Here is a 12,651-nt window from a genome sequence, read left to right as displayed (position 1 = left end):
TACAATGCGCTTTGAAGTCTCGAATCTTAATTTAACAATCAATGACCATCATATTTTAAAGGAATTATCTATTCATTTTGAACAAGGAAAGATTCATGCAATTATCGGTGGCAACGGTGCAGGTAAATCATCGTTAATGAAAGTATTGAATGGCACTTACCCTTATCAAAAAGGAACTTTATATAAAGATGGACAAAAAGTTTCAAGCTTTGCAGATGATATCGCCTACGTTGCACAAGAAGTTGATGATGTCTTATTTCAAAGTTTATCGGTATATGATAATTTGACGATTAAAGATCGCACGAAAGGATTTTTTTATAGACAGCAACAAAAACAGAAATTGCAAAATTATATCGATAAATTCGGTTTATCTTTTTCACTGAATACACATGTTAGAGATTTAACTGTTTCTGAAAAACAGTTACTCGTCATCATTCGAGCGATACTCGAAGATAAGCATCTACTCATATTAGATGAACCGACGGCTTCATTGAGTCAGCGTGAAGTTAATATTTTATTCAATGAATTAAATTTATTAAAAAAAGAAATGGCCATCATCTTTATTTCTCATCGCATACCTGAGTTATTAAATATTTCTGATGATATTTCTATCCTTAAAGATGGCGAATGCATCGCATCTAAACAATCAGATGCTTATGACGCTGAAGCACTTTATGAAGCTATTGCTGGAAACATACAGACACATCAACAAACAAATTACACAACAAAAGAACAACAATTTTCTTTTCAGCACATACAAACCGATAAACTTCAAGATATCAATATTCATGGATTTAAAGGTGAAGTAATAGGCATCGCAGGATTTGTCGGTGCCGGTAAGACAGAATTGTGCATTTGGTTATATGACCATTTATCTCATGAAAAAATATCTTATTGTCCAGAAGAACGTCAGAAACATGGGCTGATTATGTCTCACAGTATAAAAGATAATATTTGTTTTAAAAACAAACAATTTTTTATCCATCATCAAAATGAAGAAAATAATATCTTACCTTTAGCAAATGATATCGGCTTGAAATATAAATCGTTTACCCAACAAGTACATGCATTATCCGGTGGGAATCAGCAAAAAGTTGTATTATTACGCGGTCTTTATCAACAATCAAACATCTTTATCCTTGATGAACCAACTGTAGGAATTGACGTCGGTGCTAAGCAAGACTTATTTAAAGTTATCAATCAATTAACTGCCAGCGGAAAGACAGTTATCTATGCATCAAGTGATTTTAGTGAACTGATCAATATAACTGATCGCATCTATACACTACACAAAGGTCAAGTCGTAGATGAACAACTGACACAAAATACATCAGAAACTGATCTTTTGCACAAAGCTACTGGAGGAATACAACATGCAGTTTAAACAATTCGGCTTACTCATTGTAATCACTATTTTAGTCATACTATTTAGTTTGACTGCACCAAACTTTCTATCTACTGATAATTTACTTTCAGTCATTAGTGGCATGGTTATTGTCACCATCGTAGCCATCGGTATTACATTTAGTTTGAGTGTCGACGGATTCGACTTATCTGTCGGCTCTACGGTTACGCTAAGTAATGCTGTTATCATTTCATTATTTGTATGGCATGGGATGAATTTTGGGCTATCCATCATGCTCACATTAACAGTTGCACTTGTTGTCGCACTCATCAACTTAATTTTAATCATCAAGTTTAAAATCCCTGACCTTTACGCTACACTTGCGACAATGTTTATCGTTGAAGGTATCGCCCTGACGTATGCTGAAGGGGGTTCAATCAGTCAAGGCATGACAAGACAAAACGGAGCTGCTACAACTGGCAAGATTCCTGATGCATTCAAAGTTTTGTCAGAACCTATACCTTTAATTATCATAATGCTCATTATTGTAGCCCTTACATACGTTTTATTACATCGCACAAATCCCGGGCGCATCATGTATATGATTGGCGATAACAAACATGCTGTAGAATTCGGTGGCATCAATACAACAAAATATATCATTATCAGTTATTTGGCATCTGCATTCTTTGCTTGTATCGGTGGTATACTCCTTGCCAGTCAAGTATCATCAGCTCAAGTTAATTCAGGCTCAGGGTATTTAATGACCGCAGTTGCGGCTGCATTTATCGGTGCAACTGTTTCTAAATCAGGTAAGCCTAATATTATAGGTACATTTTTAGGGGCACTACTCATTGCAATACTGGAAAACGGTCTCGTCATGCTATCCGTTCCATATTATGGCTTGAATATTATAAAAGGCCTTGTCCTAGCAGGTGCATTAATTATTAACTATGCACAATTTAAACAAAGGAGGTTAAAACGTGTCACATATCATAGCGAAGTACCAGCTACACAACAATCCATCTAAAATTGATACTATCGCAGAAAAACTAGCCGTTGGTTTAACTGTCGGAAGTTGGACTGATTTAACGGCTGAAGATCAGGCACATTTAGCGAAATATAAAGGTGAAGTTATTACCAAGGAAATAATCGATGCAGAGAAAGGGTTATTACATATTGCTATTGCTTATCCGGAACACAATATCACGCCAGACTTTTCTTCAATATTAACGACTGTATTCGGCAAACTTTCGTTAGACGGAAAAGTAAAGTTACTCGATATCGATTTTACGGATTACAGTAAACATTTTAAAGGTCCTGCGTTCGGTGTTGAAGGTGTGAGAGAGTTACTAAATATTTATGATCGTCCGCTTGTAATGAGCATCTTTAAAGGCATTATCGGTAGAGATGCATCATTTTTCGAATCGCAACTACGTGCACAGGCGTTAAGTGTCGATATTATTAAAGATGACGAAATATTATATGACGTACCTGAACTTCCTTTTGAAGAACGTATTACTATCGGTAAACGCGTGTTTGATGAAATATTCGAAGCAACTGGTCGTCGCGTACTATATGCGGTCAATCTATCCGGTCCGGTATTTGAATTACCATACAAAGCACGTAAGGCCAAGCAACTCGGTGCGAATGCTTTATTATTCAACGTTCATACGTATGGACTTGACGCCCTAAAAGGGTTACGTGATTTAGAATTGGGCTTACCCATTCTTGCTCACCCTGCATTAAGTGGTGCATTAGGCGGTAGCCCTGACTATGGTATCAGTTATCAATTACTACTTTCTAAACTGACACGTCTTGCAGGCGCAGATCTTATTCTCTTCCCGGTGCCGTATGGATCTATCGAACTTACTGAAGATGATGCTAAAGGTATTGTCGCCCATGCATTAGAAGCGAGTACAATAAAAAAAGCATTTCCTGTCCCGTCAGCCGGCGTTCATCCAGGTCTGGTTAAACGTATTATCGATGACTTTGGTGAAGACATCGTCATAAATGCCGGTGGCGGTGTACATGGTCATCCAGATGGTGCAACCGCTGGCGGTGAATCTTTCCATGAAGCGATTCGTCATTACAAGACAGGCGTAGGTGGTCAAAATTATGATAAGGCGGTGGCTTTATGGGGTACATCATAGCCTGTGATTTCGATGGTACCGTAACAGCCACTGATACGATCGTAGCCATCATCAAGAAGTTTGCACCAATTGAAGGACAACCTATCACCGCTCAAATATTGAATCAGGAAATCTCAATACAGCAAGGCGTTAGTGAACTCTTCAGATTATTACCGAGCGAAAAGAAAGAGGATATCATTCAATTCGCGTTAGAAGAAGTGAATCTCCGACCAGGATTTCAGAAGTTATTGGACGAAGCCCGAACACTAAATATTCCTTTCTATATTATTAGTGGCGGCATGCATTTCTTTATTGATCCAATACTAGAGAAATTTAATGGCATCAAACAAGTGTTTGCCAATACCGTAGATTTCTCCGGAGATTATATGGAAGTAATTTGGAATCATCCGTGCGATAACTTATGTACTGGAAACTGCGGAACATGTAAGCCTTCTATCGTCAGACAATTAGTAGATGATAATAAAGTTATAGCAATCGGTGATAGCGTTACAGATTTAAAGTTACTAGGTATTGCCGATATTGCATTTACAACTTCAAAGCTTACGCAATTTGCCCAGGAAAAAGGAATCGCACATCATCATTTTGAAACATTTGATGATATTAAATTAAGCGAGGTGATCAAATGAGTGCATTAGAAGCAATTACACATATCAAAGAACGGCTCGCACGCAATAACTACTTCCCGGGGACAAGCGGTAATTTAGGTATAAGAATAGATGACCAGCATCTATATGTGACTACAAGCGGTGTCGATAAATACGAAACAACTGATACAAGTTTTGTCAAAGTTGATATGAATGGCATAGCTGTTGATACAGATCTCACGCCATCTCTCGAAACCGTACTACATTTAGAAATATTTAAACGCAGTAACGCAAACGCATCAATTCACATCCATACCGTTAGTAACAATGTAATTTCAGAACTATATCATTCTAAAGGTACAGTTGAATTCAGCAATCAGGAATTAATTAAAGCATTCGGTTTATGGGAGGAAAGTGATGTATTGCGCATCCCTATTATCGAAAATCCAGCAGATGTTAATAAACTCGCTGAAGAATTTGGACAACACGTTACTGCTGATAGTGGTGTGGTACTCATTCGCAATCACGGGATCAATGCTTGGGGAAAATCAACTCAGGAAGCATATAAATTATTTGAAGCAGCAGAATTTTTATTCCAATATCATTTACAACTTGCAGCTGCAAGACAATATATTAAATAAGAGGAGCGATAATAATGGCATATTTAATTTTTCAGGAAACAGGTAAACGATTAGACAATCAAGAGGAAATTCATGCATTTTTAGAAAGCAATGAAGTCATTTATGAACAGTGGGATACTTCAAAATTACCATACACATTAAAAGAAAATTATAACTTAACTGATGAAGATAAATCAGAAATTTTAAACGTATTTAAAGAAGAAATTGATGCAATCAGTGCGCGTCGAGGTTACAAAGCAAGTGACGTAATCAGTTTATCAGACACAACACCTAACTTAGATGAGTTGCTGACAAACTTCCAGCGTGAACATCATCATACGGATGATGAAGTACGATTCATTGTAAGCGGAAATGGCGTATTTGTGATACAAGGCAAAGATGACCAGTTCTTTGAAGTACATTTAGATCCAGGCGACTTAATTTCAGTACCGCCTAGCGTAAGACATTACTTCACTTTATCAGACAATCGTAAAGTTGTTGCTGTACGAATCTTCGTTGATGAAGCAGGATGGGTGCCAGTTTACGAAAAATAAATATAGATTAAAGGCCGATACTCTATGACAAGTACCGGCCTTTTATTAATTGTCTAGTTATGCAACAATTCCTTTTCTAATGCTTCTCTTAACACTTTAGAAACTTCGATATTCCTTTCTTTTGCTAGTTTATTTAAATAGTGAGGAATAGTAACGTTTCTTCTGTCATACTTCGGAGATTTACTATGAATAATTCTGTCTAGACTCATAGGTATGGTCATATAGAAGTCACCTTTCACTTCATCTTCAGCATTATTCAGAGGTTCAGGATAATCTTCACCTAAATCTATCAAAGATAATATATGAACATCTAAAGCTTCTATTAAGTTTTCATAGAGTGCTTCTTTAGTATCTGCTTCTGAAAAAGCTTCAGGAATTTCTACAAAATTTGCCCAGTATCGTCCATTTTCTTTGTGAACGTCTGCAGTATAGAGTATGTTAGTATGCAATCTCTCCACCTACTTTTTATTATAAATTTTGATTATCTAATCCAGCTTGTTTCCATATTTCTTTTTCCAGACCTACTTCTATATCTTTCGAATGACTAGGAAGTGTCAGCTTTCGCTTAGTAACTGGGTTAAAAAACATAATATGTCCCCCTTTACCTCGTTTAGGCATTTCAATAAATCCATTCTTAAGAAGTATTCTTCGTATCTGTCGGAAATTCTTAGGCATTTACCGCTTCCTCCGGTAATTATAGAATTAGCTTACAAATTTATAATACCACACAATATATACACACTCAATACACACTATTTGGATTTTGTTTGTATGTTTGCTAAATTATATCGCCTTCTTCAACAATCCTGTTGTTACTGTTTCACCAAATAATTCTTCATTATATTCTCTTACAAGTTCAAATCCAGTCTTTTTATAGAATCCACGTGCCTGTTCATTGTTACTTGCTACTTCAACAAATAATTCTTTATAGTCATCAAAGTGATTCAATCCTGCTTCCAGAAGTTCTGCACCTACATTGTGTCTTTGGAATGCTGGATTTACATAGATTGCTGATAAGAATAATTCTGTACCATTGATAAAATTAGCGAAACCAATCACTTCGTCATCATTTTCAGCGACTAAAAATAATGAATCCCCTATGCGTCGCTCTAAACGCTCATCATTATATGCCGCTTCTAAAAACTTAGCAATCGTGCTTGCTTCCATAATTTTTGCATATGTATCATACCACGCCATAGAAGCGATTTTTTTTATATTCGGTACATCTGCATTTGTTGCTTTTCTAATCTTAACCATACGACTTCCTCCTAAATTTTACAGCCTAATATTGTGAGTGAGTAATGATTCCCATCCATTATCGCAACATCAGGCAATTCCCCGTATTTAATAAATCCGTGTTTCATAAATAATTTCAATGCACGTGTATTATGTGAAAAAGTAAATGCCAGAAGCGTCTCTATATCGAGTGTTTGTGCAATTCGCTTCATTTCAGTCACTGCATACTCCCCTAAGCCTATACCACGATAATCAGAATCTAAATACAAACTGATTTCTACCGTCTTTCCGTATGCTGGTCTGCCGTAAAAAGTTTCAAAACTCAACCAGCCCGCTATTTCATTATTTTTGAGAAATAAAAAAATCGGACGTTTTTCCGAATGGTTCAAAAACCATTCTGTCCGACTTTCTACGGTTACAGGCTCAGTGTCTGCAGTCACTAATCTACTTTCAATTGTGGAATTGTAAATTTCAACAATACGCGGCAAATCTTCTAATGTTGCATGTCTCATCTCAATCGACATGTGCATCACCGCCTAAAAATATGATAAATATATTATATCACTATTGATGTCAGAATAATAAATATATTCATTAAATCTTTACTTAAACTGTAGCTTTTCTAATAAAAATTTGCCTAAAGGTGTCGCAACTTTTGTAAACAATGCGTAGCTTAAAAATGGTATGAGCTTTAAATGTTTGTAATAAATATAATGATATTCTAAATATGGTCTACTACCGCGTGCCAGTTTATAATCTTTCGCACCAGCGCTATTATTAATTTTATAACCATATTCTTTAGCAAAGTGGTATAACAATCCACTTGTCATAAAATACAACCCTTTAACAGACTGATCCATTCCAAAATATGCTGGAAATAATACATTATCTGTTTGACTGACACCCATAAACGACACGATGCGTTCGTTATCTTTAAGGATGAACCATGTAAGTTCCATCTCTTTATATAAGAATTTAAAGAAATCCTCTGTGTAATGCGGATTGAAATCCGAATATTTATCTAAATATACTTGTTTGTAAAGGGGCATTAATTGGTGAAATTCATCCTCACGTAATTCATACGTGAATGTTAGTCCGCTTTTTTCAAAGCGCTTCATATCTTTCTTTAAATCTTTTCGTTCGTTCTTTGTATGTTTATCATCTGGATCGAATATATATATCGCGCGAGATATCATTGCTGCATAGCCGACGTCATCTAACTGTTTCATTTTATCTTGATGAAACTTATCATTTAATGTGCGGTAAATAATTGCATGTTTCGGAAATCTTGCAACGAGTATTCTAGTAATTTCCTGTAGCTGATCGAACTGAAAGTCTTCATACATCGTCGTCGACATAAAAGATGGAAATACTGTCACTGTCTTCTCACCAGTAAGTCCGAGTACCGTTCTGCCAATGTTCAATAACTGATGTGCAAGACAGCGTACTATATTCGGCATCTCCATTCTATTTACTTCTGAAATCATTTCATCAATGTATTGCCCTGTAAACGAATGAATCCAGGATGCATTTTTGCCTCCATCTTTAACACTATAAGGAATCAGCTGCCCGTTCAGCAATATCACTTCTATGCGTGCGTGTACATTCTCGATACCACGATGAATACCATCCATCATATACTGAATATATGCCTTATTAAAAGGAGAGATATCCACTTCATTAAAAGGGATATCTGCGTATTTCGTATAAATCGTCATTCGTAAGACCTCTTTATCTATAGATTTACAATGTCTTCATTCCATTCGATATCATACGTTGTAATCGTGTTGACTGTTTTCTTTTGAGATTTCGCTTCAAACCACCACTGGGCACCACTTATAATTTGTTCAAAGAAGATTGACTTTTCACTTGGATGCCAGAAAATATCTTTCCCATACTTTAATCGCTCTAAATTATGTTTCTTTGGACGCATAATAAAGTTATATAACGATACGAAGATGAGTTGACGCGCTTCATATTTCGGTTCGCAACACTTTAATTCCCAAACGTCCGGCTGCATAAATAGCGCACCATTTGTCGCACGTGGATTACATTCGATAAAGTAATAATCACCTGTCGTCTCACATTTAATCACATCAAATGCAATTTGATATGACCAGTTTAAGTTCTGAATAACAGCTTCAATAATAGACTGAAGTTCTTCATTCCTCTCTGAAGTGAAGTGTGTAGAACAGTTATAACTATCATGTGTGTTCGATAAATATAATGAAGTAGATAATGTTTTCCCGTCTTTTGCAAAGCTGTATGAACACCATTCTGTGCCCTTAATTAATGTCTGAATCATAAAAGGGAATTCAATCATATTGTCATTTTCTAATGACATACGTGTTAATTTACGCACAGATTGACCGAAACGACCGTACGGTTGTTTTACGATATATTCATCTCCAGGGAAGTTATTCATAAAAGTTGTTAAGTCATCGTGATTCATGACATATTTCGTATCAGGCACTTTAAAACCCATCGCATCGATTAACTTTGTAAAGTTATATTTGTTGTGCACTGACAGCACCTTAGAAATATCTTCAACCCATACTGGTGCAATTAATTTATCTTTCATATAAGAAAGATAGAAAGATTCTTCATTTAAAGGAATAATCAGATCAATATGATATTGCGTAACAATATTGTTAATATCGTTAATATATTCTTCAGTAGAAAATCGTGGTGACGTCGTTAAAATAAACGCTTCGATAAACTTAGAATTTTTAATGCTGACCTTTTTGGTAGAATCCGTCAAGAAAACTGTTCTGCCTAATGCGACCTGCTGCTGCACAACTTCATAAGAAATTGGCGCACGCGCACCAGTAATTAATATACGTTGCACGAATCGTTCCACCCTTCTATTGATTCATTCATATCGTTATACAAACTAAGCATAGCAAAGGGATGTTAAACTCATGTAAATTTACATTAAAGAAGTATGTAGGATTGTAAAGAGGATTAATTTAAATTAAACATACTGGAACAAATTGTCCCAGCCTCTACATCTATCTCTTCAGTTTCTCTTTCAGCTTCGCGTTCTGTTCGTCTAAACGACGTTTACGTTCAGCGTTACGTTTGGCAAGTCTTGCTTCCTCTTCAGGATCACGTTTTTGCGCTAAACGTTTCTCAACTTTTTCAAGTAGTTCTTCTTCAGTTGCAGCTGCTAGAGGGCGGTTATTGACAAATGCGAAAGTTTTTCGTCTACCTGGTCCACAGTAAGACTGGCATGCGATTTCAACTTCAGCATCTGGATCTAACTTCTCTAACTTCGGTAGTAATGTTCTAAGACATACACCCTGACAATCATCGCACACTTGAAACTTATTACGCATTTGCTTCACCACCTTGATTGATTTTTATTTTTGCGTTACGTTCAGTCATGCGTTCGAAGTAATCATTATACAACGTCCACATAGCATCTGTCATCTCATTATTTGATAAAGTTGCACCTAAGTCTTTCAAAGCATACAGTAATTTGAATATGACTTCATCCACCGTAAGCTCTACACCGAGCAGTTCTGATAGACTCGCCATGCACTCAGGATCTATTTCAGGATACGTAAATTTCGTAGTTTCCCCGCGAAGTGCCACATCATAAAATTGACGCATCAGTTCAGCGCGTGCGCTCCCACTACCTTCGACACAAAGATAAATCTGGACTGCAATACCATCTTTTACACGACGTTGTGAAATACCTGCAAACTTCTTATTATCAATACTTAAATCGTAACTTCCCGGGCAATATGAATGAACGATTTCTTTCGCTTCAATATGTTTATGATAATCTTTAAACATCTCCTGAATCAGTTCATACATATATTCATATCCCGCATCAATCGAAAATGTAATATCTCCAGGAAATATAATCGAAATATTGAGTACACCTGCATCGAGTACCACACCTAAACCACCTGAATTACGAACAATGGCACCATACCCATGATTGTTTAGGAACGCTATTCCCTCCTCAATATATGGCAGACGTGCATCGTGCATACCGAGAATAATGACATGATCATGAATCCAAGTGCGTACCACACTATCATGATTTTGTTGTCCAATTAAATGACAGTACATATCATCAAAAGCAAAGGACTGCATTGGCTGCAGTCCTCGCGTATGATCTACGTATTGCCAATTCTCTTCAAAAATTGACTTCGTCATCTATTATAAAGATTGTGCTGCAGTGATGATTGATAATGAAACAACATCTTCTGTTGAACATCCACGTGATAAATCATTCACTGGTGCATTTAATCCTTGTAAGATTGGACCTACAGCATCAAATCCACCCAAGCGTTGCGCAATTTTGTAACCGATATTACCAGCTTCTAAGCTAGGGAATACGAATACATTTGCGTCACCTTGAATTGGTGATTCTGGTGCTTTCTTCGCTGCTACTGATGGTACGAATGCAGCATCAAATTGGAATTCTCCGTCAATAACTACACCTTCTAAATCAGCTTCTGAAGCTAATTTTTCTTGTGCTAAGCGTGTTGCTTCTACAACTTTTTCAGTTTCAGGTGTTTTCGCTGAACCTTTCGTAGAGAAAGATAACATTGCAACTTTAGGTTCCATACCGAAAGCTTTTGCAGTCTTAGCAGACTCGATACCGATTTCAGCTAAAGCAGTTGCATCAAGTTCTGGATTGATTGCGCAATCACCCATTAAGTACTGCTCGTCTTCACGAATCATAAAGAATACGCCTGATGTACGAGAAACACCTGGTTTAGTCTTGATGATTTGTAAAGCTGGACGTACAGTATCTGCTGTAGAATGTGCTGCACCTGATACAAGACCTGCTGCACGACCTGTATAAACTAACATCGTACCGAAATAGTTCGGATCGTTTAACATTTGTGTCGCTTGCTCTTCTGTCGCTTTACCTTTACGACGTTCAACAAACTTCGCGATTAATTCTTCACGTAATTCGTTGTTTGTTGGATCCATTATTTCAATTCCGTCAATTGATAAACCTAATTTTTCAGCAAGCGCTTGTACTTCTTCCACGTTCCCTAAAACGATCGGTGATACTTTATCACCTTTATGTAATTCAACAGCTGCTTGTAATACACGCTCGTCTGTTCCTTCCGGTAAAACGATTTTCACATTTTTACCTGAAAGTTTTTCATTTAATACATCTAATAATTTAGCCATAATAGCCTCCTGAAATTTTGATTCATCCCCATTAACCATTATAGACTCTTTTTATAGAAATTACACGTCATCAATATGTAAAATCTTCGAACATACATATGTTTCGAGATATGTTAGAATGATAATGATTACAATTAGAGGAGAGATGGATAATGAACGAAGCAGCAAAAACATTAGACGGTTGGTATAGCTTGCACTTATTTTATGCCATTGATTTCACAAGCTTAAAATTAGTTGAAGCAGAAGACCGTACAAAAATGGTTGAAGAATTCAGTGCATTTATCAATAAATTAGAAGAAAACCATGTAGCAAAAGAAGGCTCTTACGCGCTTTATAACATTACAGGTCAAAAAGCTGATTTAATGCTTTGGATGTTACGTCCAGAAATGAAAGATTTAACAGCCGTTGAAACTGAATTTAATAAATTAGCAATTCGTGATTACTTAATCCCAACATATTCTTACGTATCCGTAATTGAGTTAAGTAACTATCTTGCGCAAGGCTCTGACGAAGATCCATACGAGAACCCACATATTAAAGCTAGATTATATCCAGAATTACCACGCTCAGAGTATGTATGTTTCTATCCAATGGATAAACGCCGTCAAGGTGAAGATAACTGGTACATGTTAGATATGGATCACCGTAAAGGATTAATGCGCTCACACGGTATGATCGGCCGTGGATACGCTGGTATCGTTAAACAGTTCATTACAGGATCAGTTGGATTTGACGATTACGAGTGGGGCGTTACTTTATTTTCAGACGACGTATTACAATTTAAGAAGTTAGTATACGAAATGCGCTTCGACGAAGTATCAGCGCGTTACGGTGAATTCGGTTCATTCTATGTTGGTAACATCTTAAAAACAGAAGATTTACAAGGATTATTTACAGTTTAATATAGCGTTATAGGGCAACCTTTAGGGGTTGTCTTTTTTTGTGAGTAGACTGAAGTTGAACTTCACAATCTATGTCGTTCTTGCTCGGAANNNG

General features: G+C 36.5%; 16 protein-coding genes. 7 read left to right on the top strand and 9 right to left on the bottom strand.

The window, feature by feature from the left end; all coding sequences use genetic code 11:
- Nucleotides 1-4: 4 nt before the first annotated feature.
- From JJJ02_RS12590 to JJJ02_RS12565, 6 genes are read left to right on the top strand one after another with little or no spacing between them, the layout of a single operon-like run.
- Nucleotides 5-1,384: an ATP-binding cassette domain-containing protein gene (locus JJJ02_RS12590; RefSeq protein ID WP_240839266.1), complete on the top strand. Its 1,380-nt coding sequence runs from the start codon at nucleotides 5-7 to the stop codon at nucleotides 1,382-1,384.
- Nucleotides 1,374-2,375 carry an ABC transporter permease gene (locus tag JJJ02_RS12585; protein ID WP_239243103.1) on the top strand — a complete coding sequence of 334 codons (1,002 nt, stop codon included), beginning with the start codon at nucleotides 1,374-1,376 and terminating at the stop codon, nucleotides 2,373-2,375. Before JJJ02_RS12590 ends, JJJ02_RS12585 begins: the two co-directional genes overlap by 11 nt.
- Nucleotides 2,329-3,498 carry a 2,3-diketo-5-methylthiopentyl-1-phosphate enolase gene (locus JJJ02_RS12580; protein WP_240839264.1) on the top strand — a complete coding sequence of 390 codons (1,170 nt, stop codon included), beginning with the start codon at nucleotides 2,329-2,331 and terminating at the stop codon, nucleotides 3,496-3,498. The genes JJJ02_RS12585 and JJJ02_RS12580 overlap by 47 nt, the downstream gene beginning before the upstream one ends.
- Complete coding sequence (locus JJJ02_RS12575) at nucleotides 3,483-4,124, top strand: MtnX-like HAD-IB family phosphatase (protein WP_240839262.1); 642 nt, start codon at nucleotides 3,483-3,485, stop codon at nucleotides 4,122-4,124. The genes JJJ02_RS12580 and JJJ02_RS12575 overlap by 16 nt, the downstream gene beginning before the upstream one ends.
- Entirely contained in the window at nucleotides 4,121-4,723 is a 603-nt protein-coding gene (mtnB, locus tag JJJ02_RS12570) for a methylthioribulose 1-phosphate dehydratase (RefSeq protein ID WP_240839260.1), read from the top strand. The genes JJJ02_RS12575 and mtnB overlap by 4 nt, the downstream gene beginning before the upstream one ends.
- Nucleotides 4,724-4,737: 14 nt before the next feature.
- On the top strand, nucleotides 4,738-5,256 hold the full coding sequence (locus tag JJJ02_RS12565; protein ID WP_240839258.1) for a cupin domain-containing protein: 519 nt from the start codon (nucleotides 4,738-4,740) through the stop codon (nucleotides 5,254-5,256).
- A gap of 53 nt (nucleotides 5,257-5,309) precedes the next feature.
- Here the strand turns inward: JJJ02_RS12565 and JJJ02_RS12560 are convergent, their stop codons facing one another.
- The 9 genes from JJJ02_RS12560 to pta all read right to left on the bottom strand — a co-directional run bounded on the left by JJJ02_RS12560 (nucleotide 5,310) and on the right by pta (nucleotide 11,655).
- Nucleotides 5,310-5,705: a type II toxin-antitoxin system HicB family antitoxin gene (locus JJJ02_RS12560; protein WP_240839255.1), complete on the bottom strand. Its 396-nt coding sequence runs from the start codon at nucleotides 5,703-5,705 to the stop codon at nucleotides 5,310-5,312.
- A gap of 19 nt (nucleotides 5,706-5,724) precedes the next feature.
- Nucleotides 5,725-5,931 carry a type II toxin-antitoxin system HicA family toxin gene (locus JJJ02_RS12555; RefSeq protein ID WP_240839254.1) on the bottom strand — a complete coding sequence of 69 codons (207 nt, stop codon included), beginning with the start codon at nucleotides 5,929-5,931 and terminating at the stop codon, nucleotides 5,725-5,727.
- A gap of 108 nt (nucleotides 5,932-6,039) precedes the next feature.
- Nucleotides 6,040-6,513 (bottom strand): GNAT family N-acetyltransferase, encoded by a 474-nt coding sequence (locus tag JJJ02_RS12550; RefSeq protein WP_239243107.1) that lies wholly within the window; start codon nucleotides 6,511-6,513, stop codon nucleotides 6,040-6,042.
- Between the two features lie 11 nt (nucleotides 6,514-6,524).
- On the bottom strand, nucleotides 6,525-7,016 hold the full coding sequence (locus tag JJJ02_RS12545) for a GNAT family N-acetyltransferase (protein WP_096077909.1): 492 nt from the start codon (nucleotides 7,014-7,016) through the stop codon (nucleotides 6,525-6,527).
- Nucleotides 7,017-7,094: 78 nt separating this feature from the next.
- Nucleotides 7,095-8,210, bottom strand: a complete 1,116-nt coding sequence (locus JJJ02_RS12540) for a peptidogalycan biosysnthesis protein (RefSeq protein WP_240839252.1) — start codon at nucleotides 8,208-8,210, stop codon at nucleotides 7,095-7,097.
- Nucleotides 8,211-8,227: 17 nt separating this feature from the next.
- Nucleotides 8,228-9,340: an ATP-grasp domain-containing protein gene (locus JJJ02_RS12535; protein WP_240839250.1), complete on the bottom strand. Its 1,113-nt coding sequence runs from the start codon at nucleotides 9,338-9,340 to the stop codon at nucleotides 8,228-8,230.
- A gap of 163 nt (nucleotides 9,341-9,503) precedes the next feature.
- Nucleotides 9,504-9,830 carry a YuzB family protein gene (locus JJJ02_RS12530; protein ID WP_099577062.1) on the bottom strand — a complete coding sequence of 109 codons (327 nt, stop codon included), beginning with the start codon at nucleotides 9,828-9,830 and terminating at the stop codon, nucleotides 9,504-9,506.
- Complete coding sequence (locus tag JJJ02_RS12525; RefSeq protein WP_239243111.1) at nucleotides 9,823-10,662, bottom strand: lipoate--protein ligase family protein; 840 nt, start codon at nucleotides 10,660-10,662, stop codon at nucleotides 9,823-9,825. The genes JJJ02_RS12530 and JJJ02_RS12525 overlap by 8 nt, the downstream gene beginning before the upstream one ends.
- Before the next feature lie 3 nt (nucleotides 10,663-10,665).
- Entirely contained in the window at nucleotides 10,666-11,655 is a 990-nt protein-coding gene (pta, locus tag JJJ02_RS12520; RefSeq protein ID WP_239243112.1) for a phosphate acetyltransferase, read from the bottom strand.
- A 152-nt stretch (nucleotides 11,656-11,807) separates the two neighbouring features.
- On the opposite strand from pta, the gene hemQ reads away from it, so the two are divergent.
- Nucleotides 11,808-12,557, top strand: coding sequence for a hydrogen peroxide-dependent heme synthase (hemQ, locus tag JJJ02_RS12515; protein WP_133424294.1), 750 nt, complete (start codon nucleotides 11,808-11,810; stop codon nucleotides 12,555-12,557).
- Nucleotides 12,558-12,651 lie beyond the last annotated feature (94 nt).

The sequence above is a fragment of the Macrococcus sp. PK genome, from assembly GCF_022501545.1.
Taxonomy (GTDB): Bacteria; Bacillota; Bacilli; order Staphylococcales; family Staphylococcaceae; genus Macrococcoides; species Macrococcoides epidermidis.
Note: the sequence above shows the minus strand (reverse complement) of the source record. Positions and strands in the feature narration are given on the sequence as shown.